22 protein-coding genes and 1 tRNA gene are annotated in these 24,545 nt (G+C 59.0%); 10 read left to right on the top strand and 13 right to left on the bottom strand.

Annotated elements, in window-relative coordinates; translation table 11 throughout:
* Positions 1 to 9: 9 nt before the first annotated feature.
* The gene (locus J2Z75_RS02070; protein WP_209848870.1) at positions 10 to 384 is read right to left on the bottom strand and encodes a hypothetical protein; all 375 of its coding nucleotides are present in this window, start codon (positions 382 to 384) and stop codon (positions 10 to 12) included.
* Between the two features lie 258 nt (positions 385 to 642).
* Here J2Z75_RS02070 and J2Z75_RS02065 point away from each other — a divergent pair, with 258 nt between their 5' ends.
* The 6 genes from J2Z75_RS02065 (at position 643) to J2Z75_RS02040 (ending at position 5,741) form a co-directional block, all read left to right on the top strand.
* Entirely contained in the window at positions 643 to 1,665 is a 1,023-nt protein-coding gene (locus tag J2Z75_RS02065) for a porin (protein WP_209846997.1), read from the top strand.
* Between the two features lie 318 nt (positions 1,666 to 1,983).
* Complete coding sequence (locus J2Z75_RS02060) at positions 1,984 to 2,691, top strand: L,D-transpeptidase (RefSeq protein ID WP_407692737.1); 708 nt, start codon at positions 1,984 to 1,986, stop codon at positions 2,689 to 2,691.
* Positions 2,692 to 2,917: 226 nt separating this feature from the next.
* Positions 2,918 to 3,910 (top strand): L,D-transpeptidase family protein, encoded by a 993-nt coding sequence (locus J2Z75_RS02055; protein WP_209848704.1) that lies wholly within the window; start codon positions 2,918 to 2,920, stop codon positions 3,908 to 3,910.
* A 141-nt stretch (positions 3,911 to 4,051) separates the two neighbouring features.
* The gene (locus J2Z75_RS02050; protein ID WP_209846993.1) at positions 4,052 to 4,957 is read left to right on the top strand and encodes a DnaJ C-terminal domain-containing protein; all 906 of its coding nucleotides are present in this window, start codon (positions 4,052 to 4,054) and stop codon (positions 4,955 to 4,957) included.
* 1 nt (position 4,958) lies between these two features.
* Positions 4,959 to 5,276: a chaperone modulator CbpM gene (locus J2Z75_RS02045; protein ID WP_209846990.1), complete on the top strand. Its 318-nt coding sequence runs from the start codon at positions 4,959 to 4,961 to the stop codon at positions 5,274 to 5,276.
* Between the two features lie 63 nt (positions 5,277 to 5,339).
* Positions 5,340 to 5,741, top strand: coding sequence for a VOC family protein (locus J2Z75_RS02040; RefSeq protein ID WP_209846987.1), 402 nt, complete (start codon positions 5,340 to 5,342; stop codon positions 5,739 to 5,741).
* A gap of 116 nt (positions 5,742 to 5,857) precedes the next feature.
* On the opposite strand, the gene J2Z75_RS02035 is transcribed toward J2Z75_RS02040, so the two are convergent.
* The 9 genes from J2Z75_RS02035 to J2Z75_RS01995 form a co-directional block, all read right to left on the bottom strand.
* Positions 5,858 to 6,640, bottom strand: a complete 783-nt coding sequence (locus J2Z75_RS02035) for a tetratricopeptide repeat protein (protein WP_209846984.1) — start codon at positions 6,638 to 6,640, stop codon at positions 5,858 to 5,860.
* A 371-nt stretch (positions 6,641 to 7,011) separates the two neighbouring features.
* On the bottom strand, positions 7,012 to 8,850 hold the full coding sequence (locus tag J2Z75_RS02030) for an adenylate/guanylate cyclase domain-containing protein (protein WP_209846981.1): 1,839 nt from the start codon (positions 8,848 to 8,850) through the stop codon (positions 7,012 to 7,014).
* Positions 8,851 to 9,075: 225 nt separating this feature from the next.
* Positions 9,076 to 10,062: a D-alanine--D-alanine ligase family protein gene (locus tag J2Z75_RS02025; protein WP_209846980.1), complete on the bottom strand. Its 987-nt coding sequence runs from the start codon at positions 10,060 to 10,062 to the stop codon at positions 9,076 to 9,078.
* Between the two features lie 173 nt (positions 10,063 to 10,235).
* Positions 10,236 to 14,039, bottom strand: a complete 3,804-nt coding sequence (locus J2Z75_RS02020) for a vitamin B12-dependent ribonucleotide reductase (protein WP_209846978.1) — start codon at positions 14,037 to 14,039, stop codon at positions 10,236 to 10,238.
* A gap of 730 nt (positions 14,040 to 14,769) precedes the next feature.
* Complete coding sequence (locus J2Z75_RS02015) at positions 14,770 to 15,288, bottom strand: hypothetical protein (protein ID WP_209846976.1); 519 nt, start codon at positions 15,286 to 15,288, stop codon at positions 14,770 to 14,772.
* A 282-nt stretch (positions 15,289 to 15,570) separates the two neighbouring features.
* The gene (gene gpt, locus J2Z75_RS02010) at positions 15,571 to 16,068 is read right to left on the bottom strand and encodes a xanthine phosphoribosyltransferase (protein WP_209846974.1); all 498 of its coding nucleotides are present in this window, start codon (positions 16,066 to 16,068) and stop codon (positions 15,571 to 15,573) included.
* Between the two features lie 39 nt (positions 16,069 to 16,107).
* A tRNA-Leu gene (locus tag J2Z75_RS02005) sits at positions 16,108 to 16,192 on the bottom strand.
* A 425-nt stretch (positions 16,193 to 16,617) separates the two neighbouring features.
* Positions 16,618 to 17,823 carry a phytanoyl-CoA dioxygenase family protein gene (locus J2Z75_RS02000; RefSeq protein WP_209846972.1) on the bottom strand — a complete coding sequence of 402 codons (1,206 nt, stop codon included), beginning with the start codon at positions 17,821 to 17,823 and terminating at the stop codon, positions 16,618 to 16,620.
* Positions 17,824 to 17,859: 36 nt separating this feature from the next.
* Positions 17,860 to 18,873 carry a GSCFA domain-containing protein gene (locus tag J2Z75_RS01995; RefSeq protein ID WP_209846960.1) on the bottom strand — a complete coding sequence of 338 codons (1,014 nt, stop codon included), beginning with the start codon at positions 18,871 to 18,873 and terminating at the stop codon, positions 17,860 to 17,862.
* Between the two features lie 263 nt (positions 18,874 to 19,136).
* Between J2Z75_RS01995 and J2Z75_RS01990 the strand changes: the two genes are divergently transcribed.
* Positions 19,137 to 19,382 (top strand): hypothetical protein, encoded by a 246-nt coding sequence (locus J2Z75_RS01990; RefSeq protein ID WP_209846957.1) that lies wholly within the window; start codon positions 19,137 to 19,139, stop codon positions 19,380 to 19,382.
* A 201-nt stretch (positions 19,383 to 19,583) separates the two neighbouring features.
* Positions 19,584 to 19,826, top strand: coding sequence for a hypothetical protein (locus J2Z75_RS01985; protein WP_234937090.1), 243 nt, complete (start codon positions 19,584 to 19,586; stop codon positions 19,824 to 19,826).
* A 598-nt stretch (positions 19,827 to 20,424) separates the two neighbouring features.
* Here J2Z75_RS01985 and J2Z75_RS01980 read toward each other — a convergent pair.
* Both J2Z75_RS01980 and wrbA read right to left on the bottom strand, forming a co-directional pair.
* On the bottom strand, positions 20,425 to 20,667 hold the full coding sequence (locus tag J2Z75_RS01980) for a DUF2188 domain-containing protein (protein ID WP_209846954.1): 243 nt from the start codon (positions 20,665 to 20,667) through the stop codon (positions 20,425 to 20,427).
* A gap of 309 nt (positions 20,668 to 20,976) precedes the next feature.
* Positions 20,977 to 21,576 carry an NAD(P)H:quinone oxidoreductase gene (gene wrbA / locus J2Z75_RS01975; RefSeq protein ID WP_209846952.1) on the bottom strand — a complete coding sequence of 200 codons (600 nt, stop codon included), beginning with the start codon at positions 21,574 to 21,576 and terminating at the stop codon, positions 20,977 to 20,979.
* A gap of 163 nt (positions 21,577 to 21,739) precedes the next feature.
* Between wrbA and J2Z75_RS01970 the strand changes: the two genes are divergently transcribed.
* On the top strand, positions 21,740 to 22,495 hold the full coding sequence (locus J2Z75_RS01970) for a competence/damage-inducible protein A (protein WP_209846950.1): 756 nt from the start codon (positions 21,740 to 21,742) through the stop codon (positions 22,493 to 22,495).
* Positions 22,496 to 22,501: 6 nt separating this feature from the next.
* Here the strand turns inward: J2Z75_RS01970 and J2Z75_RS01965 are convergent, their stop codons facing one another.
* The gene (locus J2Z75_RS01965; RefSeq protein ID WP_234937145.1) at positions 22,502 to 23,065 is read right to left on the bottom strand and encodes a hypothetical protein; all 564 of its coding nucleotides are present in this window, start codon (positions 23,063 to 23,065) and stop codon (positions 22,502 to 22,504) included.
* 231 nt (positions 23,066 to 23,296) lie between these two features.
* Between J2Z75_RS01965 and ilvA the strand changes: the two genes are divergently transcribed.
* Positions 23,297 to 24,544, top strand: coding sequence for a threonine ammonia-lyase (gene ilvA, locus J2Z75_RS01960; protein ID WP_209846947.1), 1,248 nt, complete (start codon positions 23,297 to 23,299; stop codon positions 24,542 to 24,544).
* Position 24,545: the final 1 nt, after the last annotated feature.

The raw sequence follows: 24,545 nt of genomic DNA, 5'->3' as shown, positions 1-24,545 counted from the left end.
CCTATCCCCTCAGGAGAGTAGCCAGATGAGTGCGATGCCGGCGAGGCAGAGAAGGACAGCGGCAGCGTTGAACGCTGCCGTCAGGCGAGCGCGGCGCTGCCTGCGGGAGCGTGCGGCACATCCGGCGGACTGGCGATGGGGCCGGCGGGCATCGGCGGTTGCGGCGGAGAGACTGGAAGGATGGAGGCGTAGCATCGGCATCGTAGCAGTGACCTGTTTCGAATGCCCAGATGCTAGAGCCGTCGCGCATTCGAAATCCATTCCGGAAGAATGGCAAAGAGATAAAGGTTTCATAGTGTGTTCGCCGGCGGATGCATCGGGCGTTTCGATGAAGGTCGAGCGGCCGGCCGTGCAACTGTTCTCGGCATAATAGTCCGTGAACATCATGCCTCCTTGGCGATGCGGTCGATTTTGGGTGTCTTGTAGACGATGACGCCGATCGAATTCTTCTCCACCGTTGGCCTGCGTCGAATTTTTCCGGGTCTGGGGCCGATTGTTTCGCCAGCAGAATCCTCTCCGTCACAAAGCGGTAAACGAGCCTTCGTATGTATAAAATTGAACTTACTCAGTTCTAAGCGTTAACCCGGCATGCACGTCTCGACGGCGCGCGGATTTCGCTCCCAAAGTTGAACTGGAATTACGATGGAAGTCAGAATTATCCTGCTGACGGCAGCGTCGATACTGAGTGCAGCTTCGGGCGCGCAGGCGGCTGACGCGGTCGTCGTCGCCGAACCGGAACCCGCGGAATATGTTCGCGTCTGCGATGTCTTCGGCGATGGCTACTTCTACATTCCGGGAACAGAGACCTGCCTTTCGATCGGTGGTTACGTCCGCTTCGAAGGACGGTTTGGCCGTAACAGAGCCGGCACGTCGGACTGGTCTTTCTGGACTCGCGGCCAAATGACGTTCTCAGCCAAGAACGATACCGAATACGGCACGCTTTCCAGCGTCATGACGTTGCGCGGCAATATCGAGAAAATTGATGCCTCATCAACATTCCTTCAGGAGGTCTATATCGATATCGCCGGCTTGCGCGCCGGCATGCAATATAGCTGGTGGGACAATGACCGCAGCATGAGCGGCGAGACCGATGTCGTCTCCAGCAATCAGACCGTTCACAATTCGATCCGCTATATGTTTGCCGACACAAAGACCTTCAGTGCCGGCGTCGCCGTGGACGAGCTTGAGGAAGCATATCGCACGAAGCCCGGCGAGGGGGCGAACAATGTCGGCATCGAGGGGCAGATATTCGGCAAGTCCGGTGCCGTCAGCGGATACCTGCTTGGCAGCTACGACACCGATACGGAGGAGGGCGCCATCCGCGCGATCGGCTATCTCGATATCGGGTCGACCCAGCTCGGCGTTTACGGCCTCTGGGCAAGCGGCGCCAACTACTATTTCGAAGAGGCGGAATGGAGCCTTGGCGCGCAGTACGTCATCAAGGTCAACGACAAGCTTTCGTTGACGCCCGGGGTGCAATATCTGAGCAACATCGATCTCGACGCCAATGGCGAATTCACCGGCGGCGATACCTGGCGCGCGGGCCTGACGCTCGACTACAAGATCGTCACCAATCTCGCGACGAAGATCAGCGTCCAGTACATCGATCCCGACAATGCGCAGGAACAGGTGCAGGGCTTCGTTCGCCTGCAGCGCAACTTCTGACGCGTCGCGGATACACAAGGGATTGAAGAGATTGCCTCGTTGCCTGAGGCAATCTCTTTTTCATTTTCCCTTCGGCTCGACACTCGCCAACGTCGTCGCAGGTGCGTCTTTCACGTAACGGTCCATCACGATGTGGTGACCGGGCTGGAATCGCTGCGACAGACGCGCGAGGCGCCGTTGGAAACGGCGGCGATTGGCGGCATAACAGCCTCTGATCCGATTCTTCCGGGTGAGTGTGGACCGCGCAATGCTTGCACGAGCGAGCCTGCCAGGTTGCTTCGTCCAGGGGGATGGGACTGGTTGCTGAAAAGCGGATTGATGGGGCTTATGACGATCGAATATAGTTTATCCCGCCGTGGTTTTCTCGGCGTTCTTGCGGCCGGTACGCTTGCCGGCTGTACCACGTCGATGCCGGGTGGCCGCTCGGCGCCGATGCCGGCTCGGATCACCCGGCCCATCGGACCGCCATCGGATGCCGAGTTACAGGTGATGTACGGCCCGGTCGAGGATGGGGGCTTTCTGATCCCCGCCATTCCCTATCAACAGATCGATCCGCGATTCTACCGCCAGCGCGTTGCCGACCGGACCGGCGAGGCGCCGGGTACCGTCGTCGTCGATACGCCGTCGCGGTTTCTCTACGTCGTCGAGCCAGGCGGCACGGCGATGCGCTATGGTGTCGGCATCGGCCGCGAGGGCTTTGCCTGGCAGGGCGACGGCGTCATCCACTGGCGCCAGCCATGGCCGCGCTGGAAGCCGCCGAACGAGATGGTCGCCCGGCAGCCGAGCCTTGCCAAATATTCGATCGAAAACGGCGGCATGGAGCCGGGCCTCAAGAACCCGCTCGGCGCCCGGGCGCTGTACATCTTCCAGAACGGCGAGGACACGCTCTATCGGCTGCACGGCAATCCGGAGTGGCAGTCGATCGGCAAGGCGGTGTCGTCCGGCTGCGTGCGGCTGATGAACCAGGACGTCATCGACCTCTATCAGCGCGTTCCCGCGAAAGCGAAGATCGTCGTCTGGCAGTAGGGTTTTAAAAGGCGGGCGCGGTGCGCCTGTCTTCGGCCTTGCGCAAGACGGAAATTAACCGGACGCTAACTGCAGTGCCCGATTCTGCTGTCGTCGAGACCGGCGATTGTCCTGATTTGGTTCGTTCGACAAAACTTTGGCGCGATTGAGAGCGATAGACGCTTCCATGACTTGTTTTCATCCCCTTCATCGCGCCGCACAGCGCGTCCTCTCCGCCCGCACAGCGATGTCGCGGACATTCGTCGCGCTGGCGCTTGGCGTGGCCTTGTCGGGCTGCATGGCGCTGGACGATCTTTCCGAAGCGCCGCCGAAACTGACCGGCAAGATGATCGCGCAGATGGCGAAGAAGGGCATGAAGCCGGAAAGCCCGGTGCTGGTGCGCATCTTCAAGCAGGAGAGCGAACTGGAGGTCTGGAAGGTCGACAAGTCCGGGACCTACGCGCTCCTGAAGACCTATCCGATCTGCCGCTGGTCCGGGGAACTCGGGCCGAAGACCAGGACCGGCGACCGTCATGCGCCGGAGGGCTTCTATCATGTCTCGGCGGGCATGCTGAACCCCAACTCGCAGTTCTACGTCTCCTTCAATCTGGGCTATCCCAACCGGCTGGAATCCGCGCTCGGCTATACCGGCGAGGCGCTGATGGTGCACGGCGCCTGCTCGTCGTCCGGCTGCTATGCGATGACCGACCAGGGCGTCGGCGAGATCTATGCGATCGTGCAGAAGGCACTGGCCGGCGGGCAGGACAAGTTTCAGGTTCAGGCCTTTCCTTTCCGCATGACGACCGCGAACATGGCCATGCATCGTGGCGATCCGAACATGTCCTTCTGGCGCACGATGAAAGAGGGCTACGATGCCTTCGAGGTGACGCGCCGGCAGCCGAAGGTTTCGGTCTGCGAGCGCCGCTACGTCTTCAACAAGGAATTCGAGGGTGGCGAGCCCACCGATCCGCTGGCAGCCTGCCCGCCGGTGATCAACCAGCTCGAGCCGCAGGCAATGGCAAAAATCGAGGCGGAAGAGCGCAAGGTCGATATGGCGATCACCGGCTCGCTTCCCATGAGCACCGCGATGACGGCCTATTCCGACGGCGGCATGCATCCGAGCTTTCGGGCTCTGCTGAAGACGCAAGGGCCAAAGAAGCTGGCGGCCAGCGTCTCCGCCATCAAATACCCGATCAGCCGCCCGGATGCGGCGCTGGCGGATCCGTTCGACGGCCGGTAAGCCTCTCCCGGATTGGATCGATCGTTCAGACCCACGGCCGTTATGCGAGCTGTGTTTCGGAAAGCTGCCACGCTTCAATGCTTGCTGTCGCTCGCAATTGACCTATCTTCACCTTCATGACAATGCGGCGGCAGGAGCCCAATGGCCAAAGACCCATACGAAACGCTCGGCGTGGCGAAAAACGCGACGCAAAAAGAAATCCAGAGTGCCTATCGCAAGCTCGCAAAGAAGCTTCATCCGGACCTCAACCCGGGCGACAAGGGCGCGGAAGACCGGTTTAAGACAGTGTCTTCGGCCTATTCGCTGCTGGGCGACGAGGAGAAGCGGGCCCGTTTCGACAAGGGCGAGATCGACGGCTCGGGCGCCGAGCAGCCGCCTCGGAACTACTACCGCGACTATGCGGGCTCTCCGGGCAAGGACACGCGCTACCAGAGCACGAGCGGCTTCTCGGATTTTGGCGAGACCGACGATATCTTTTCGAGTTTCTTTTCACGGCGAGGCCGCGGACAAACGCGGGGTAGAGATTTGAATTTCTCCATGGAGGTGGATTTCCTCAGTGCCGTCAATGGCTCGAAGCAGCAGATCACGTTGCCGGACGGGACGACACTCGACCTGCAGGTCCCGCCAGGCACCCAGGAGGGGCAGACGCTTCGGCTTCGCGGCAAGGGCGAGCCCGGTTCCGGCGGCGCTCCGGCCGGCGACGCGCTGATCGAAATGCATGTCAGGCCTCATCCGATCTTCACCCGCGATGGCGACGACATCCGGATCGAGATGCCGATATCGCTGCGGGAGGCGATCCTCGGCGGCAAGGTGGTCGTCCCGACGATATCCGGTAATGTGACGCTCAGCCTGCCGCCAAATTCGAGTACCGGAAAGACGCTTCGCCTCAAGGGCAAGGGCGTATCCAGGCGGGGCGGCGGCAACGGCGACCAGTACGTTACCGTCAACGTCATGCTGCCGGACACCGCCGATCCGGACCTTGCGGCGTTCGCGACGTCCTGGCCGGCGGGAGAAGCACACAATCCTCGCAAAGCCTGGGGAGGTTGACATGAATCATCTGGAGTATTGCGAGCGTCTCAGCATCGTTTCCTCCACGCTGACGGTATGGATCGACCGACAATGGATCATTCCGGAAATGAACGACGACGATTCCGAGTTTCAGGACGCCGATCTGGCGCGCGGGCTGCTGATCCTTGATCTCACCGAAACCATGGGCGTCAATCATGACGGCATCGACGTCATCATGGCGCTCGTCGATCAGGTTCATGGCCTGCGGGCCAAACTTCAGGCGCTGACGGATGCAATCCGCGAACAGGACGATGAGATCGCGCAGCGTGTCGTAAAAAGGCTCGAGGCGATGCGATAGGTGAGGGTGCGCCAACGCCTTGCCTGTCTGCATCATGCGACGACATCACTGGAGGATTATTCGATGCGGCATACCTATAGTCTCGATCACTTTGCGCTGCTGGTCCGCGATCTCGACCGCAGCGTCGCTTTCTACACCGATATCCTCGGCTTTACGCCGATCGAGCGTACCGGCAGCGCCAATGTGGCCTGGCTGACCATCGGCGGCCTCGATACGATCCATCTGATCGCGGGCGATTTTGGCGCGACGCACCTCACCAAGGACACGCATTTCGCGCTGCGCATCGACAACCTCGATGCCTTCGTCGCCGACATCACGGCCAAGGGCGTGACGTTCTACGACTGGCCGGGAAATGTCGGACAGATCGGCACGCGGCGGGACGGATTCCGGCAGGCCTATGTGCAGGATCCGGACGGGTACTGGATCGAGATCAACGATCATACGAGCGCCATTGCCGACGAGTGAGGTCCTGGCGGCCGTGGCTGTTCCCATAAATCAGCAACGTGACACTCCTGAAACAGGAAAACCGCAACCCGGTTTAGCGCCGCATAGGTGATTTTACCAGCGGCGGGGAACGGGCACTATGTTAGCCCGGCCTTACTCAGCCCGTCCAACCAATGGTCTCGCGCAGCGCTGTCCCCATACCGGTAATCGGCTGACTTCTGAAGCGACCAGCCGGGCTCGATCTTGTTGAATTCTCCCATTATTCGCCTTGCATCATCGAGGTGCCCGAGTTGCGCTTCGCTTGCGGCCTCAATGAGGCGAACGTCGTTCGGGGGAGAGGTCATCCCACGGATGGTTGCCAGCGCATCGTCATACCGTTTTGCCATGTAAAGGGCGCGGGCGCGATTCCAATCGTGCCAGTAGGCATGATCCGGATCACTCGCCGCGGCGCTGTCGATCAGTGCGAGAGCCTTATTGGGATCACCATAGTATATATAGGCCTCTGCCATATCTGCATCGAGGTCGGCCGTATCCTTGGCTATCCGCTTGGGATCGGTGATGAGCGCGCGGGCGGCGGCAAACTCCTGAAAGCTCGTCTTGAAATCACCCCGGTTCCAGTAAACCATCGCTCGGTACCAGCGGCCCCTGAAGTCATTGTGCCAGCCTTTGCTTATGTCATTGCCAAGGGCCACGGCCTTGTCCGCCAGCCGTTCGGCCTCGTCCAGCGAAGCCTCACGGTCAGGGTCCCACGCATTCTGGTAGGCGCGGAGATGGACGTAGGAATATTCGGCATAGGCGGGCAGGTAATTGCCATCTTCCTTGATTGCCCTCTCATAACATTCCTTGGCCTTTTCATTCCCTTCCCGGGTCAGAGGCTGCTGTCTTCCCTCGCGGCAATAGTCTCGGGCGGTCTGCATCATGCTATCCCCCTTTCGCCAAGCGTGTTCCGGCACCCGCCTTTCGTGGCGGTGCGCGCACATCAAGTTCATACAACGTGCAAGTCTGAAATCATGCCAAGTCTGAATTACGCATTGTAGACAGGTGTTATCTTTGACGGCCGTGCTTGCAGCGTGTCTGCCCGCGATGGGTTTCACGCCGATACACGCCCAGCCGGGCTTAACGTCGCGCATGCTGCGAAGGATCTAAACCAACGGCGATCCTTACTCCTGATCTGAATGGAATTAATTTACGCCTGAACGTATGGTTGTCAACGTAACCAGAGCTGCCGGAAATGTATAAAAATGTACATTCCCGGTTGTTTTTCCGTGATTGATATCGTTTCCCATCTACTCTACTTCTCCTTTAGGCCAGCTTTTCTCAGCCCATCGACCCAATGCTGACGGTCGCTATCCCTCCGATAGTAGTAGGCGGCGGATTGTTCGATCGACCAATCCGGATCTATCTTGCTGAACTCCGCCATAATCGCGCGCGCCTTGGCGATATGCCCTAGCTGGGCCTCGCTCGCAGCGGTGATCAAGCGCACATCATTGGGTGGGGCGGTCATCGTTGCGATGGCGTCGATCGCTTCCTGGTAGCGACCGACCATGTACAAGGCGCGGGCATAGTTCCACGGGTACCAGAAGGGATAAAAGCGATTGCGCAGCATTGCGCCCCTGATCTGCTCGATCGCCTTTTCAGGTTCGCCGCCATAAACCAGCGCCTCGGCCATATCCGCGGCAAGATCCGGATCGTTGGGATTGATCTGGCGCGCAGTCTCATACTCGCGGAGGCTCTTGTCGAACTCGCCCTGATTCCACGCAACGATGGCGAGATACCAGTGGCTGCTGAAATCGTCGTTGAGGCTCAGGGCTTTCTCGGCAAGTCGCTTTGCCTCGCGCAGGGATGCCTTGCCATCGGGGCTCCATCCGTTCTGATAGGCCCGGACATGGACATAGGAGAGTTCCGCGTAGGCGGACGAGTAGGCTGGATCGAGCTTGATTGCCGTTTCGAACAATTGGCGCGCCTCCTCGTTCCCTTCCGGCGTCACCTTGTCGGGATCCGACCAGATTGCCTTGCCTTTCAGATAATAGTCATAGGCATCCATGCTTTCCGTCAGCTTCCGCCGGGATCTCTGCTCTTCGGCGGCGGTCACCTTGACCGCAAGCGCCGTCACGATGCTCCTGGTAATGTCTTCCTGCACGGTAAAGGTATCACCCAGGGTCCGGTCATAACGCTCGGCCCAGACGTGAAATCCGGTTTCGGCATTGATGAGCTGCGCATTGATGCGCAGCCGCTCCGGCGTTTTCTGTACCGTTCCCTCCAGGACATAACGAACGCCCAGTGCCGTACCGATATCCTGAACTTTCGTCGGCTTGCCTTTGAACGTCGATGCCGAGTTGTAGGCGATGACGAAGAGACCCGAGAATTTGGACAGATCGCTTGTGATATCGTTGGTCAGGCCTTCACTGAAATATTCGTGTGCGGGATCGCTGAGATTGTCGAGCGGCAGGATCGCGATCGATGGCTGCGAGGGAGGCTGGAGTTGCGACGATGACGTGTTGCTGGCGGCCATTTCCGGCACATAGATCCAGCCGACAGGGATTGCGACGATTGCCAGGAGCGCTGCTGCCGCAGCGGCCCAGGACCACCGCATCGGGCGCCTGTGCACAGTGGCGGCGCTTATTCCCTTGACGGAATAGGCGTGCACCGGTGTCGGGATATTCTTCAACTTGCGTGAACCCAGATCTTGAAATCCGATGTTCGGCAGGTGCTTCACCTGCTCGTAGAGTGTGCCGGACACGCAAATGCCGCCCGGCTCGGACAGCCCTTCGAGACGCGCGGCCACATTCACTGCCTCGCCATACAGATTGCCCTGCTCGACGACGGCATCCCCGAGGTTGAGGCCGACGCGAAATCGCATGCGCCAATCCTCGTCGAGCTTCTCATCCAAATGGGCCAGCTGGTCCTGGATTTCGACGGCGCAACGCATCGCTTCAACCGGGCTCGGAAATTCCGCGATGAGGCTGTCGCCCGCGCCCCCGAAGACGCGGCCCTCATGAATCCGAATGCGCTCCTCGATGATCGCAGCATGCTCCTTGAAGAGCGCAAGAGCGGCGTCTTCATCCCGTGCGATCAAACGGCTGTAGCCGACCGCGTCCGTCGCTAGAATTGTGACTAGCCTGCGCTGCATCAACCCTTCCACTTCAGCCACCGTAGCGGCATTCGACCCGGACGAAAAACGCGTATCCGGGCGTCAGTTCGGCTCTGCAGAAAAGGGGGATCATTCGGCCATGCGCGCCGAGCGATCAAGAACATGTGCAAGCCGCCCCAACGAGTACATAGGCATACGCTAATATACTTTGAGCGCGATTGGGCGTTTTAGCAAGACAAGGTTTCACTGAGCGGGCAATGCCATTCAGGCGACGCTCTTGGCAACGCGGCTCAACGCTGAAGCGATGATCCCTTCGATCAGTGCGTTGTACGGAAGCCCTTTCAATCGCGCCAGCAGAGGCAAATCGGAGTCCCTGGGATGCAGCCCCGCCAGAGGGTTCGCTTCCAGGAAGTTGACCTTGCCGTCCGCATCGCATCGCATGTCGATACGCCCCGCGTCGCGACAGCCGAGCCCTCTCCAGGCTGAAAGCGCCAGTTCCGCAGCGGCAAGACCGACGGTATCCGTTGCCAGGCGAGCATCGACCCGTTCTTCGAAGTGTTTCTTGTTCTCGTAGGAGTAGATGTCGGGTTCGGCCTCTGCCCGCAGCACCAGCTCCATGACTCCAAGCACCGTCGAGGCGGATCCTGTGTCAAGGATTCCCACGGTGAATTCACGGCCCGGCAGGTAACGCTCAACCAAGACCGGCTGGCGATGACGCGCCAGCAGTCTGTCGCATCCTTGCCTCAACTCGGTCCGGTCGCGGATCCTGGACGCGGCGGAAATTCCCTTGCTCGTGCCTTCGGCAACAGGCTTTATGAACAGCGGAAATGGCAGCGTCACATTCTCGACATCCGAAAGAGCCTCGACAACCGCAAAATCTGCTGTGCAAAGACCGTGATCGCGGACGATGCGCTTCGCGGCCGCCTTATGCAGCGTGACGGCGAGGGCGAGCGGATCGGAGAAGGTGTAGGGGATCCGATAGGTGTCGAGCAGAGCCGGCACCAGGGCCTGGCGGCCAAAACCATGCATTCCTTCGGCAATGTTGAAAACCAGATCCCAACGGTCACCATCGACCAATCGCTTTGCAAGGGCGCGAGCATGGCCGATGCGATCCGTCATGTGCCCCAGAGACTGTAAGGCGGACTCGATCGCTAGAATGGTATCGACGTGGTCAAACTCGGCCGTTTCTTCCTCGTCATACCCTTCGCGCGCATAGTCTTCACGCAAATCGAATGTGATGCCAATCCTCATGCTCGGCCACCTCTGTGTTTTCAAAACGGTCAGAGGGCGCGCCCGTCGCGCCGCGGCATTACTTGCATTTAAAATTGAAAACTTCCGGACGACAGGGTCGCCCGGAAATCTGATGATGCTGCCTCAAGGACTAATGGTCCTTTCAAGGCGTCTGTTCAACCGTTCAATAGCGGTTAGCTGCACCCGCTCGTCGCACCGCATGTGTCGCACTTCTCGCACGTGCCATTCCGCACCATCGTAAAATTCTGGCACTCGCTGCACATGTTGCCCGTATAGCCTTGAGCGATCGAGCGGATGCGGCGGGCGGCTTCCAGTTTCTTGGCGTCCGACTTGGCGGCGGCGGCTTCGGCGGCTGCCTTGTCGGAGAACAGGGCGGTGACGTCCGGTTCGGCCTCGCCGGCGATCTCCTCGGCGAGTTCGACGGCGCGTTCCTCGTAGTCGCGCTTGAAGGCGACGATTTCGGAGGTGGAGATCGATATTGCCGGTTCGAGTTTGCGGGCGGCACTGCCGGAGAAGGCGGTGACATTGGCGCCGCCGGACGAGGCCTTGGCGGGGGCAGCGGTGGCCGCACCCTTCGGCTCGCCGGAGGCGCGGTCTATCTGGCCGCCCTGGATCAGCGTCGGCTTGTGGCCGCGGGTCCAGCCGGTGGACAAGAGGTTGGTCTTGCCTTCCTGGATACCCTTGCCGAGCGCCGTGTTGGAGAAGTCGGACGTATCGACATGCGCCAGATCGTGGCGGTTGAGGTAGGAGACGGCGAGTTCGCGGAACACGTAGTCGAGGATCGACGTGGCGTTCTTGATCGCGTCATTGCCCTGCACCATGCCGGCCGGCTCGAACTTGGTGAAGGTGAAGGCCTCGACATATTCCTCCAGCGGCACGCCGTACTGGAGACCCAGCGAGATGGCGATGGCGAAGTTGTTCATCATCGCCCGGAAGGCAGCGCCTTCCTTGTGCATGTCGATGAAGATCTCGCCGATGCGGCCGTCGCCGAATTCGCCGGTGCGCAGATAGACCTTGTGGCCGCCGACGATCGCCTTCTGGGTATAGCCCTGGCGGCGGTTCGGCAGTTTTTCGCGTTCGCGGGTGACCCGCTCGATGACGCGTTCGATGATCTTTTCGGTGACGGTGACGGCCTGGGCGGCGGCGGGCGCTGCCAAAAAGTCCTCCATCGCATCCTCGTCCTCATCATCCTCGATCAGCGAGGCGTTGAGCGGCTGGGAAAGCTTGGAACCATCGCGGTAGAGCGCGTTGGCCTTCAGCGCCAGCTTCCAAGAGAGCATGTAGGCGGCCTTGCAATCCTCGACCGTCGCCTCGTTCGGCATGTTGATGGTCTTGGAGATCGCGCCCGAGATGAACGGCTGGGCAGCCGCCATCATGCGGATGTGGCTTTCGACCGAGAGGTAACGCTTGCCGATCTTGCCGCAGGGGTTGGCGCAATCGAACACGGGCAGGTGCTCGGCCTTCAGGAACGGGGCGCCTTCCAGCGTCATCGCGCCGCAAACGTGCACGTTGGCCGCTTCGATGTCCTTCTTCGAGAAGCCGATATGCTCGAGCAGGTTGAAGCTCATGTCGGAAAGCTGCTCGTCGGTGACCTTCAGCGTGTCCTTCAGGAAGTCGACGCCGAGCGTCCACTGGTTGAAGACGAACTTGATGTCGAAGGCAGCCTTGGTGGCGCCGTTGATCGCCTCGATCTTGTCGTCGGTAAAGCCCTTTGCCTTCAGCGAACCGGGGTTGACCGCCGGTGCCTGGTTGATGTTGCCATGGCCGACGGCATAGGCCTCGATCTCGGCGATCTGGCTTTCCGAATAGCCGAGCGTGCGCAAGGCTTCCGGAACGGCGCGGTTGATGATCTTGAAGTAGCCGCCGCCGGCAAGCTTCTTGAATTTCACCAGCGCGAAATCGGGCTCGATGCCGGTCGTGTCGCAATCCATGACGAGGCCGATCGTGCCGGTCGGGGCGATGACCGAGACCTGGGCGTTGCGGTAGCCGTGCTGCTGACCGAGTTCCAGCGCCTTGTCCCAGGCAGCCTTGGCATGGGCGATGAGGTCCTGATCCGGGCATTCGCCATGGATCAGCGCCACCGGATCGACCGACAGGCCTTCATAGCCCTGCGTTTCGCCGTGCGCAGCGCGGCGATGGTTGCGGATGACGCGCAGCATCGATTCGCGGTTCGGCTTGAAGCCCGGGAAGGGCCCGAGCTTGGCTGCGATTTCGGCCGAAGTGGCATAGGAGACGCCGGTCATGATGGCGGTCAGCGCACCGGCAATGGCGCGGCCTTCCGTCGAATCGTAGGGAATGCCGGAGGACATCAAGAGGCCGCCGATATTGGCGTAGCCGAGACCGAGCGTGCGGTATTCATAGGAGCGCTCGGCGATTTCCTTGGAGGGAAACTGCGCCATCATCACCGAGATTTCGAGAACCAGCGTCCAGAGGCGCACGGCATGCTCGTAATCGGCGATGTCGATGTTCTTGGTGGCGGCATCCTTGAACTGAAGCAGGTTCAGCGAGGCAAGGTTGCAGGCCGTGTCGTCGAGGAACATGTATTCCGAGCACGGGTTGGATGCACGGATGGAGCCGGCGGCCGGCGAGGTGTGCCAGTCGTTCATGGTCGTGTTGAAATGCAGGCCCGGATCGGCCGATGCCCAGGCGGCATGGGAGATCTGCTCCCAGAGGTCGCGCGCCTTCAGCGTCTTCATCACCTTGCCGTCCTTGCGGGCGGTGAGGTTCCAGTTGCCGTCCGCTTCCACGGCGCGCAAAAAGTCGTCCTTCAGGGAGACCGAGTTGTTGGAATTCTGGCCCGACACGGTGAGATAGGCTTCCGAATCCCAGTCGGTGTCATAGGTCTTGAACTCGATGCCCTTGTAGCCCTGCTTGGCAAACTGGATGACGCGCTTGACGTAGTTTTCCGGAACCTGGTCCTTCTTGGCGGCCTTGATTTCGCGCTTGAGGGCAGGGTTCTGCTTGGGGTCGTAGCAGGCATCGTTGTCGGCGGTGCAATTGATGCAGGCCTTCATGATCGCCGTCAGGTGCTTGGCGACGATCTTCGAGCCGGTCACAAGGGCTGCGACCTTCTGCTCTTCCTTGACCTTCCAGTTGATATAGGCCTCGATATCCGGGTGATCGATATCGACGACGACCATCTTGGCCGCGCGGCGGGTGGTGCCGCCCGACTTGATGGCGCCGGCGGCGCGGTCGCCGATCTTCAGGAACGACATCAGGCCCGACGACTTGCCGCCGCCCGACAGCTTTTCGCCTTCGCCGCGCAGGTAGGAGAAGTTGGAGCCGGTGCCGGAGCCGTATTTGAACAGGCGGGCTTCACGCACCCACAGATCCATGATGCCGCCTTCGTTGACGAGATCGTCACCGACCGACTGGATGAAGCAGGCATGCGGCTGCGGATGCTCGTAGGACGACTTCGACTTCACCAGCTTGCCCGTGAAGGGGTCGACATAGAAATGGCCCTGGCCGGGGCCGTCGATGCCATAGGCCCAGTGCAGGCCGGTGTTGAACCACTGCGGGCTGTTCGGTGCAACGCGCTGGGTGGCGAGCATGTAGGCAAGCTCGTCGCGGAAGGCGAGGGCATCTTCTTCGGAGGCGAAATAGTTGCCCTTCCAGCCCCAATAGGTCCAGGTGCCGGCCAGACGATCGAAGACCTGGCGGGCGTCGGTTTCGGAGCCGTAATGCTGCTCCTTCGGCAGATCCTTCATCGCGGCAAGGTCGGCTTCGGAACGCCAGAGCCAGGACGGAACGGAATTTTCCTCGACCTTTTTCAGGCGCGCAGGCACGCCGGCCTTGCGGAAATATTTCTGCGCCAGGATGTCGGCGGCGACCTGGGAAAACTGCGCGGGTACGTCGATATCCGCGAGACGAAACACGATCGAGCCATCGGGATTCTTGATCTCGCTGATGGCCTTGCGGAACTCAATCTCGGCATAGGCCGACTGGCCAGCCTTGGTGAAACGACGTTCGATCTGCATTTGTCCCTTGTCCTTTGTTTGCCGCATACCCGAACCCGTATCGGGCTCAGGGCACAATTGTCCCCGTCCGGCCGCACGGAGCTTCGCGCAGCCAGTTTTCCGTTTTCCGCTCTGATGGGAAACCCGTCTCGGGTCACCCTGTATCTTGTGCTGAATTTGGCTGCAAACACTAAATATAGTATCAACAACTTCTTTACGCCAGCTTTTTGTGACGTGTTTGGCGCCTGAGGAGATCACAAAAAATAACCGTCGCGACCGGCGGATCATCCACCGGGCCGCCTGAAACACAGACGATTTTTCTGAAATGAACCGGCCTCGTAACTTGCCCGGTCCCGCCGCCGCCGCAACGTAAAAACCATTAACGGCATTGTACCCGATTCCGTCAAGGGCTGGTTTGTGCCGTATTTATGAACACCAGATGTTGTGTGTGCAGCCTGTGGAAAACGGGGACAGAGGGCAAATACAGCAAAATCAGGTGCTTCGCCGGCTTACCTCCAGCGACGTCCGCAGCGGCAGGCTATTTTACGAAAATTCGCGGGTGAAAAACCACACTGGATTTACCATTACGATCATCCGCGATAGCCAAACGGGCAAGACTGTGGACTGGGGAAAAACTGATTCGGTAGACCGAGATCAATCGGCTTCAAAATGAGGGGGAGGATGACGGGAAGCTTGAAAAGCCGCTTTAGGTTTTTATCCCAAGCCGCTCTTTGAAAAACCACTTGGCCCGTTACAACGCATCGAGATTGATGCCGACGGTGATGGCGCCGATCGGCTGGCCGGTCTCTGGATCGCAAATCGTGAGGCTCGCCTGGGACTGCAGCGTCTGAGTCGATTCGTCCTTCTCTGCGCGATCGACGAAAAGGATGTCGGGGCCAACCAGATAGGTCTTCTGCCATTTCAACTCGTCGCCCTGCCAGTAATCCGAGCTGACCTCGCTCTCGCCGATGCTCAGGCCCTTGGCATCGATCACGAAGATCTCGGTGATGACGCCACCGGAGGCAACCTGCTTGTCCTTGAGGAATTTCGACAGCGGGCTGCCCATGACCGAATCGATCAGCGGCCGGACGTTGCTTGAAAATTCGGTGCGCCAGGCGGCGTCCAGGTCATCAATGTCGGCGGGCGTCAGGTGTGCATGACGTTCGTTCTGATCCTTCAGCCCTTCGATGATGACCGGAGCCTCTATCCACGCCCGGACATTGGCCTCGATATAAGCCGTGACCGGCTCGACGTGGGCGCCCCCTGCCATTGTTGCAGAGACCTGGGCCAAGCAGAGGCCAAAGCCAACCGCTGCCGAAACGAGCGTCCTGCGTAATATGGTCCGTCCTCCTCACTGCGATCCGTTGAGAAAGCCTCGGGCTTCCGTCCGGATTCTTGCTGCCGCGGCAATATCGCGGCGGACGAAGGCTCAATGTATCAGATCAGGCCACGGTAAAACCAGACCATATTCGAAAAGGCTCATCAATGAACCGATGCTGCAGACAAGCGAGGCGAGGCGCGGCAAAGGTGTCCGCGGAGAGCTGGGGTGTGCTCAGCCGCGCGAGCCCTTGGCGATCGGTTCCTGGTAGGTGAAACCCATGTCCCAGGGGAAATAGATCCAGGTGTCCTGACTGACCTCGGTGACGAAGGTATCGACCTGCGGCCGGCCCTTCGGCTTGGCGTAGACGGCGGCGAAATGCGCCTTCGGCAGCATGGCCCGGACCACGGCCGCGGTCTTGCCGGTGTCGGTCAGGTCGTCGATGATCAGGACGCCTTCGCCGCCATCGGCCTTCAGCTCTTCCGAAATGCCCTTCAGCACGTACATCTGCCCCTGCGCATCGTAGTCATGATAAGAGGCGACGCAGACCGTCTCGATCAACCGGATGTTCAGTTCGCGGCAGACGATCGCCGCCGGGACAAGGCCGCCACGGGTGATGCAGACGATCGCCTTCCACTCACCGCCATTGCCGGCAAGTCGCCATGCAAGCGCACGCGCATCGCGGTGAAACTGGTCCCAGGAAACGGGAAATGCTTTTTCAGGAAGTGACATGTTCAAGCTCCAGTTGATCGGGCATCCGGTTCGGGGAAGTGGTGCGGACGACGGGGGTCGAACCCGTACAGATTGCTCCGAGGGATTTTAAGTCCCTTGCGTCTACCAGTTTCGCCACGTCCGCATCTATATAAATCATGTACTTAGAGCAATGTTTCAGATATTCTGGCGCAAAACAATCCTTCGGTTTTGCAATATGCATTCATCGTCTGTTCCGTTCGGCGGTTTAAACAGAGTCCTTGCCCGTGGCAAGTGGTCCGTGATGACCAGAAGGACGATGTCAATCATTTCCGTTCAAGACATTCAAGGAGCCCATGGGGACGACCGGCTCGGCGGCCGCGTTATCGACTTGATCGGGTTTTAATTCGGAATCAAACGACTTTGGTCTCAGGCAAATGCCAGATCGTCGTCGGGTCGATCTATGTTGCAGCCACAATGGCGCGACCAATTCAGTCCTTCGGCAGCCCGCGATCACAGCGTCGAAGGCCTGGTTGACGTCGTAACTGCGGCGCCCAGTTTCCCAAAAACCGGATGCCGCAGTTACGACCTTCAGATGAAGTTTTGCATGAAGCGAGCGCCGGACTTCATGGCGTACTTTCGAACAAGCGCCGCCACCTCATGGATACCCTCGTTCCTTGAGGTCAATGACGTTTCCACCTTCCGGTCCGACATGGCGATTGGCTTGCCGAACAGGGAGTTCGTGTACTGAATGGAAGCCAAGAGCCGGGATTCGGATTCGGGGTGAGCACCCTTGTGCAGGCAACTGGTATCGACCAACATCACCGTTCCGGCTTTGCCCGTAATCTGCACTACATCGTCCGCCAACCCGGCTTGAGCGATGGCATCGTCGCTATGGCGACCATCGGCCCACAAGTGGGGAGGGCGCTTTCGGTGGGTTCCCCGAACAAGCGTATGAGGGCCGGACGAAAGTTCAACATCGGTCAAATAGACGAAGACCTTCACAAAGCCGAGCCGGTGCATATCGTGGTGGAACAACTGGGCCGTATCCGACAGTGCCTTGGTATTCTTTGCCTTCACGAAGGAGTTCAAAATCGAAACCGGGGTGTTGAAGATCGGCGGAACGCCCATGTAGGCCTGCACGATCGACATCAGCAGAGGGTCGGAGGCGATTTCGTACATTTCGTCAAAACTGGTGGCGAACCGCGAATTGAGCTTGATCTGCATGGGAGCGCCGTCTTTGCCCTCCACGGCAGCCTGAACCGCATCGCCGTTATCCTTGACCAGTTGATTCATGATCTTGTTGGACAGGCTTTTGACAATGGTGTCGGGGAGAAGCACCTTAGACTTCCACCAGCCGTACAGCTCGAGATGACGAGCAGCGCCGTTGATGACCTTCGCCCATGCATCCGCGTTCTGATCTTCGCCGTCTTCACCGTTCAGCATCGTGACGGCGGTATCGCCTTTATCGCCGGGCTTCTTGACGTAATCACTGAAGACGGTTGTAGCCATATCATAGGGGATATTGCGGATGTGGCTGGCCAGGACGTCGGAAAATACCTTGTTGCTGCGCCCTTCGGTCTCCGAATAAGCAGAGCGGAAATTGGCATAGTCCGCTTCGGTGGAGCGGCCGTTCGAAGCGACGTAGGATCTCCAGGATTCGATCATGCGGCGGGTGCGCCAATTGGGCTGAAGATAGCCGTCAATGTTCCGATCAAGATCGTCAACGGCCAATTGCTCAAGCTGAATGCTGGCATCTCTGGCTTCGATAAGCAGGCGGTCAGGAAAAGTATTCATTAAGTCCTCCTCGTTTTATATACCAAAAAATTACACCTACGCGTTCTCCGGTGAAATGAAGTGAGCGCTCTTGAAGGCAGAGACAATATTGGAAACAACCCAGTTTGCGACATGGCGGCCATCGTCTTCCCGAAAGCTGAGCGGTGCGTTTGCCATGACGATTTCATAGGACGGGAAGTAGGTGACATTCTCGTATTTGCGGGCGAGCGCACCAAGGGCTACCCGCAGAATGCTCTTGCCTTCGGTATTGGCGACAAGGATATCGTCCTCGCCAAAGGTGCGGGCCAGTCCCACGGGAGAAACAGTCACAACTATTTTCGCGCCGGGCCGGACTTGGTTGATTATCCCCACCACCCGGGACATGTTCTCCAGGTTTTCCTCGTAGGTGGACATGTAGAATTCGGTCTCGTCGGCGCCGGCGCCTCCCGAGTAGCCCGGCTTCTGACAGGCGATCTTGCCTGTACGTTTATTGCGAAAGACCTCTGCCATTCCCATGGTGAGGAAAAATACGGAAGCCTCGCGAATGCCGCGGTCGATCGCCACATCAACCAGTTCGTTTGCCTCAAGAAGGTCCTGCGGCGTTCGGGCCAAAATGAGCCGGCGATATGGATCCTGGTAGGCTGTCTCACCGCCCCAATAGGGATCCTTCGCGAGCCAATAGTCTTCTGGGTCCCTATCCCATTCGCCGATATGGCGCTCGAATTCCTGCAGGATCGTGAAAGTGTTGAAATAGTCGCTATGCGGTCGCGCGGGGAGGCGATCGATGCGGTATCGATCGTGTGCCATCGGCACGTCCTGCATCGGCGGTCCGACATTGAGACCTTCGGCCGTCAGGGCCACTCTGATGCGCTCTGCAAAACAACTACCAATCGTAAAAATCGTGTCCGAAGAACCGAATATCGGTTTTTTGGGGACGGTCATGAGTTTGTTCTGAAAGTGTGAACTCCAGCGCGGGTTGGGCGTATCCCTCGCCTGTATCTTCTGGATCAATGCTGATTTCGGCGTCGGTTGATTTCCGACCGGGGCTGCATTCTCATCATCGTTTGCCATGGTGACCCTCGGCGGCTGGTGTGCAGCGTCTCAGCATTCGTTCAGAAGTTGAGAAAAAGCTTTTTATCCCGTAAAACAGGCAGATGGCAATAGCGGTGACGACCTGAAAGAAGCGTCGGGCGAATGTTCGAAGGGCTGACGCCCAGCAAGCGTCGCGAAGAAATCGCTGCCTATCAAACTTTGACCGAGCGTTTTCCGACTATGGTTTTACACTTCAAAGCCCTATATTGACTGCTAGGTTATTTTGATTTGAGAAGTCGAATATGAGCAAAATTTCAGAAGTTCACGACGCTTTGGTTTATCAGATTGTGCCACTCATTTTGACCGGGCCGCTTGAGGTCGGTGGTGATGTCGCGGACGTGATGACGGTGCTCACAAGTGTTGTCGTTGGAATCGTGGCCGTTTGCGCGAATTTTGGAGCTGATGAGACCGCGGTGGATTTCATGGTCGCGGAAGTTCGACGGCGGCTTGCGGAGCAACGATTGGGGAAACCCGAAGGCACGGCATAGACTATCGAGGCTCCTTCGCGGGCCTTTTTTATTGCTCACCAAACTTCGATACTCGACGGCGAGTTTCCCGCCGGTTACGCAACAATGCCGGATTTAGAAAAAACCCCTCAAACGACAGGGTTATGCGCAATCGGTCACCGCTTTATATTTCATATGGTGAGGAAACGCCGAGGAGCCGTCGAAGTGTTGCAGGAAATCCCGTTGACGTGGAGACCGATCCGGAATCGCTCCTTCGCCGGCATGCTCGGTCAGCAAGAGCTTGCTTATGTGCTGCAGCACGATGGCCAGACGAATTGGAAATGGATGGTCTCCGGCTGCAACGGCACGGTCCGCTATGATTTCCAGTCCGCCGATACGCTGGATGAGGCAAAAGCCGCGGTGCAGGAGAGCGTCGAGCGGTGGTTCCGGCAGGCCGGATTGCTGGCAGAGGAGCCTGCGCGTTAAACAGGCGTCTCTCAGGACGGCCGCTTCATAGCGTGTGTTTCAAAAAAGAGCAACTAGCGATAATTATCGTCGATAACTTGCAGTTGAATCATAACCATTGAATATTACTATCGATCTTCGTAACCATCTCAAGAATGGGAGTTCCAGATGTCACATCGAGTGCATGTCACGGACCTTTTGGAGGCTGCAAAATTACTGGCCGACGCACAGCAGGATGTCATGCTGAGTTATTTGATCTGCATGGCAATTCTTGAAGCGAGACAGACACAGAAGGAAAACACCGCGAAAGCGGCGTAACGACCGCAAGGCCGTTGAACACGAGCTGACGAACCAAACATTGTTGGAAATTTGAAGGCTAATCCCAGGATTAGCCTTCTGCCTGTCAGCCGACGCGGCGCCATTAACCCTACGCGTGAAGGTTAATAGAAGCTTTCAGTTGATGCGCCGGGATGTTCCGGCTTAGATCACCGTGCCGAGGGAGGGAAACTCGGCATTTTCAGCACCAAAGAATATGCCCCTCTTCGGCGCCGGGGAGGGGCAAGGCGCTCGAATTCATCGCCGAGTTCTGAAGCACTTTGCCTCTATCGATCAATGCGAATTACTTGTCTTCTACGATGGCTTCCGGACGATCGCCACCATCAGCGTGTTCGAAATGCCAGTGGCCGCTCTGATCCTGAAAGCTGATTTCCTCATCGTCGCCGCCGACCTGCTGCTCGGCCGCCGCCGCTTTTGCCGCCGCCACAGCCATCTCGCGGTTCGGGAAGGCCTCGGAGAAAACGTCGGCAAGCTTGTAGGCCCATCCGCCATCATGTTGAACGATCGCATATACCACTTTCGTCATTTTCAACTCCCTGGAGCATGCCGTATTCAAACGCCCTTGTGGCGTCGGCGTGACCGGACAGGAACGGCCAATGCGGGCAATCGTTCCAGCAGCCGAAATACGCGTCGCGAATTTTCGTTTTGCGTCTTCGTTTTGCGTCCGGGCGGTTCAAGCTAGCACGAAACAGCGGCATTTCACCACTTTTACGGCGGATTGGCGGAGGACGGCGATTTCCGTTGCTCGTCTGCAAACCCTTCGCGATATCAACCGGCATGAAAAAGGGTGACCTTTCGGCCACCCTTCGATTGCGTTCGATTGCCGTGGAAATCGTCAGGCAGACAGCTTGGCCGCGATCTTGGCGACGTGGGCACCCTGGTAACGGGCGGCCTCGAGTTCGATTTCGGACGGCTGGCGGGCGCCGTCGCCGCCGGTAATGGTGGAGGCGCCATAGGGCGATCCGCCCTTGATTTCTTCCAGGCCCATCTGGCCCTGGAAGGCGTAGGGCAGGCCGACGACGACCATGCCCTGGTGCATCAGGGTCGGGATGAAGCCGAGAATGGTGGATTCCTGGCCGCCGTGCTGCGTCGCCGACGAGGTAAAGACCGAACCGACCTTGCCGACCAGCGCGCCCTTCATCCACAGACCGCCGGTCTGATCGACGAAATTGCGCATCTGCGACGCAACGGTGCCGAAACGCGTGCCGGCGCCGAAGATGATGGCGTCGTAATCGGCAAGTTCATCCGGCTTGGCGATCTCGGCGGCCTGGTCAACCTTGAAATAGGATGCCTTGGCGACGTCTTCGGGAACCAGTTCCGGTACGCGCTTGACAGTGACGTCTGCGCCCGCGGACTTGGCACCCTCGGCCACCGCGTAGGCCATGGTTTCGATATGTCCGTATGCCGAATAGTAAAGCACCAATACCTTGGCCATCGTCTTCTCCTGTGATTTGGCAATTCCTCTTGATTGCCTCTGGAGATAAGATTTATCAGTTTGCGTGCCGAATGTCTGAACCGAAGCGTGCGACAGACTGTTCGAGAATAATAGACAGTCGGATTTTCGACTGAACGATCTCCGTTTGACACAGGACCTTCCGATGACCAGCGAAAAAATCGTCACCGCCGCCATGCTCGCCATCGGCGACGAACTGCTGTCCGGTCGCACCAAGGACAAGAATATCGGCCATCTCGCCGATATGCTGACGCTCGCGGGCATCGACCTCAAGGAGGTGCGCATCGTCGCCGACGACGAGACTGCGATCGTGGCTGGACTGAACGGGCTGCGGGGGCAATACACCTATGTCTTTACCTCCGGCGGCATCGGCCCGACGCATGACGACATCACCGCCGACGCCGTGTCGCGCGCTTTCGGTGTCGAATGCGTACATGACCCGGAGGCCATGGAGCTGCTTGGTGCGATGTATGAACGGCGCGGCATGGAATTCACCGAAGCGCGGCGGCGCATGGCCCGCATGCCGAATGGCGCGCGGCATATCCCGAACGCGGTCTCGACGGCGCCGGGTTTCATCATCGGCAATGTCCATGTGATGGCCGGCGTGCCGCAGGTCTTCCAGGCCATGCTGGACGCGCTGCTGCCGCAGCTGGAAAGCGGTGCAATCGTGCAATCGCGTACCGTGCGGTCTCCGTTCGGGGAAGGGGATATCGGCGGACCGCTCGGAGAGGTGCAGAAGGCTCATCCGCTGACCAGCATAGGCTCCTATCCGAAATTCGACGGCAAGTCGTTTTCAACCGATCTTGTCATCCGCGCCCGCGACGAAGCCTTGCTCGATGCCGCGGAAGCCGACGTGAAGGCGATGATCGAAACGATCGCGGCGGCGAAGAAAAGCGCCTGACGCAGCTTACGGCGCTGGGGATGCCGCAGCGATCGTGAATTTCTGATCGACGCTGGCGGATTTGCCGCTGTTGAGATCATTGAAATGAAACCGGAGAACATAATCGCCGGCCGCCGCGCCGCTGACGTCGGTGGTCAGCGTCGCGTAGATCTCCTGGTTGCGGAAGAAGCCGGTAAAGGTGAAATCGCCAAAGGCCTTCTGGCTTGCCAGAACCTCGCCGGAGGCGCTGAGAATGTCCAGATCGACAGTGAAATGGGTCTGGATCTTGCCTGCGACCGTCGCCGGTTTCCAGCTCAGTCCGACGGGCTCGACATAGGAGACGAGGGCTTCGCCGGACTTGAACGACGGGCTCGGCTTCGGGTCATACATCGCATAGCCCACCGGATCGGCGGTGACGAAGACCGCCTTGCCGATGGAAAAGGGCAGCGTCGCGGAAAAATCGCTGATGGCGGAGCGCATGACATCATGGGCGCCGATGGCGTCGCCGGAGGCAGCCAATGCCTCGGCTTTCGCGGCGGCGTCCGCGAGTTGCCCGGCAGCAGCAGGCGCGGCCAGTAGCGACAGAACCATGGCCGCGCAGATTGCGCCTGTCAGGCCGCCTTTTTTATTGCCGGTGCGCATTGTTTCTCCCCCGATGCCATGTCCGTCCGGATTTTCGGGATTTGCCGTTCTGTGTCAAGGAGAAGCGACTATCCTTAAAGATGATTATAATATTCAACTTATTTGCGAATAGCTGTGGTTTCGGGACCGACGTTGTGGCATAGGCAGGGCGACACGAACCCGAACGAAAGACCGCACTCCATGAAGCAGGACGTTGATAACGCCGTCGAGGCTTTGCGCACGCTGTTCCCGGCGACGCCGCTGCAACTCAACGAACACCTGAGCGCGCGCTACGGTGCGGCGATCTACCTGAAGCGCGAGGATCTTTCGCCGGTTCGTTCCTACAAGATCCGCGGCGCGTTCAACTTCTTCCGCAAGGTCATCGATGCCGGCGGGACCGGAAAGACCTTCGTCTGCGCCTCGGCCGGCAATCATGCGCAAGGGTTTGCCTTCGTCTGCCGGCACTTTGGCGTGCCCGGCGTCGTCTTCATGCCGGTGACGACGCCGCAGCAGAAGATCGACAAGACGCGGATGTTCGGCGGCGAGTTCATCAGCATCAAGCTTGTCGGTGACTTCTTCGACCAGTGCTATCAGGCGGCACGCGAGCATGTGGAGCGGATCGACGGCGTCATGGTGCCGCCTTTCGACCATGCCGATATCATCGAGGGCCAGGCGACGGTTGCCGCCGAAATCGTCGCGCAATTGCCGGAAGGCACGGTTCCCGATCTGATCATCATGCCGGTGGGAGGCGGCGGGCTTTCCGCCGGCATGACCGGCTATCTGAAGGACGTGGTCCGGCCAGAAGCTTTCATCTTCTGCGAACCGGAGGGCGCACCGAGCCTGCGCCGCAGCCTGGAGACAGGCTCCGTGGTGACACTCGACCAGATCGACAATTTTGTCGATGGCGCCGCGGTCGGGCGGATCGGCGATCTCAACTTTGCGGCACTCAGGCACTTTTCAACGGATCAGGTGCTGCTTTTGGCGGAAAATGCCATCTGCGTGACGATCACCGATATGCTCAATGTCGAAGGCGTCGTGCTCGAGCCGGCAGGCGCGTTGTCGATCACTGCGCTCGAAATGCTGGGGCGCGAGGCTCTTGAGGGAAAGACTGTCGTCGCCGTCGTCTCCGGCGGTAACTTCGATTTCGAACGCCTGCCGGATGTCAAGGAAAGGGCCATGCGGCATGCGGGACTGAAGAAATACTTCATCCTGCGCATGGCGCAGCGCCCGGGCGCTCTCAAGGACTTCCTCGGCCTGCTGGGCGAAGAGGACGATATCGCCCGCTTCGAATACCTGAAGAAATCGGCACGCAACTTCGGCTCGATCCTGATCGGCATCGAAACCAAGCATCCGGAGAATTTTCCCCGGCTGAAAGCAGCGTTCGATGCGGCGGGGCTACGCTATCAGGATATTACCGACAACGAGATTCTCGCCAATCTGGTGATCTGAT

The sequence above is a fragment of the Rhizobium herbae genome (assembly GCF_017873135.1).
Lineage (GTDB): Bacteria > Pseudomonadota > Alphaproteobacteria > Rhizobiales > Rhizobiaceae > Pararhizobium > Pararhizobium herbae.
This window is presented reverse-complemented; position numbering and strand designations above follow the sequence as displayed.

What these genes read in the sequence shown, in the direction of transcription:
- J2Z75_RS01980 (WP_209846954.1), bottom strand. Translation starts at nt 20,667, where the DNA reads ATGACGAAAGTGGTATATGCGATCGTTCAACATGATGGCGGATGGGCC.
- J2Z75_RS02040 (WP_209846987.1), top strand. Translation starts at nt 5,340, where the DNA reads ATGCGGCATACCTATAGTCTCGATCACTTTGCGCTGCTGGTCCGCGAT.
- J2Z75_RS02055 (WP_209848704.1), top strand. Translation starts at nt 2,918, where the DNA reads ATGTCGCGGACATTCGTCGCGCTGGCGCTTGGCGTGGCCTTGTCGGGC.
- J2Z75_RS02025 (WP_209846980.1), bottom strand. Translation starts at nt 10,062, where the DNA reads ATGAGGATTGGCATCACATTCGATTTGCGTGAAGACTATGCGCGCGAA.
- J2Z75_RS02020 (WP_209846978.1), bottom strand. Translation starts at nt 14,039, where the DNA reads ATGCAGATCGAACGTCGTTTCACCAAGGCTGGCCAGTCGGCCTATGCC.
- J2Z75_RS02045 (WP_209846990.1), top strand. Translation starts at nt 4,959, where the DNA reads ATGAATCATCTGGAGTATTGCGAGCGTCTCAGCATCGTTTCCTCCACG.
- J2Z75_RS02050 (WP_209846993.1), top strand. Translation starts at nt 4,052, where the DNA reads ATGGCCAAAGACCCATACGAAACGCTCGGCGTGGCGAAAAACGCGACG.
- J2Z75_RS02065 (WP_209846997.1), top strand. Translation starts at nt 643, where the DNA reads ATGGAAGTCAGAATTATCCTGCTGACGGCAGCGTCGATACTGAGTGCA.
- J2Z75_RS01970 (WP_209846950.1), top strand. Translation starts at nt 21,740, where the DNA reads ATGACCAGCGAAAAAATCGTCACCGCCGCCATGCTCGCCATCGGCGAC.
- J2Z75_RS01990 (WP_209846957.1), top strand. Translation starts at nt 19,137, where the DNA reads ATGAGCAAAATTTCAGAAGTTCACGACGCTTTGGTTTATCAGATTGTG.
- J2Z75_RS02030 (WP_209846981.1), bottom strand. Translation starts at nt 8,850, where the DNA reads ATGCAGCGCAGGCTAGTCACAATTCTAGCGACGGACGCGGTCGGCTAC.
- ilvA (WP_209846947.1), top strand. Translation starts at nt 23,297, where the DNA reads ATGAAGCAGGACGTTGATAACGCCGTCGAGGCTTTGCGCACGCTGTTC.
- J2Z75_RS02060 (WP_407692737.1), top strand. Translation starts at nt 1,984, where the DNA reads ATGGGGCTTATGACGATCGAATATAGTTTATCCCGCCGTGGTTTTCTC.
- wrbA (WP_209846952.1), bottom strand. Translation starts at nt 21,576, where the DNA reads ATGGCCAAGGTATTGGTGCTTTACTATTCGGCATACGGACATATCGAA.
- gpt (WP_209846974.1), bottom strand. Translation starts at nt 16,068, where the DNA reads ATGTCACTTCCTGAAAAAGCATTTCCCGTTTCCTGGGACCAGTTTCAC.
- J2Z75_RS02015 (WP_209846976.1), bottom strand. Translation starts at nt 15,288, where the DNA reads ATGGCAGGGGGCGCCCACGTCGAGCCGGTCACGGCTTATATCGAGGCC.
- J2Z75_RS01965 (WP_234937145.1), bottom strand. Translation starts at nt 23,065, where the DNA reads ATGGTTCTGTCGCTACTGGCCGCGCCTGCTGCTGCCGGGCAACTCGCG.
- J2Z75_RS02035 (WP_209846984.1), bottom strand. Translation starts at nt 6,640, where the DNA reads ATGATGCAGACCGCCCGAGACTATTGCCGCGAGGGAAGACAGCAGCCT.
- J2Z75_RS02000 (WP_209846972.1), bottom strand. Translation starts at nt 17,823, where the DNA reads ATGAATACTTTTCCTGACCGCCTGCTTATCGAAGCCAGAGATGCCAGC.
- J2Z75_RS02070 (WP_209848870.1), bottom strand. Translation starts at nt 384, where the DNA reads ATGTTCACGGACTATTATGCCGAGAACAGTTGCACGGCCGGCCGCTCG.
- J2Z75_RS01995 (WP_209846960.1), bottom strand. Translation starts at nt 18,873, where the DNA reads ATGGCAAACGATGATGAGAATGCAGCCCCGGTCGGAAATCAACCGACG.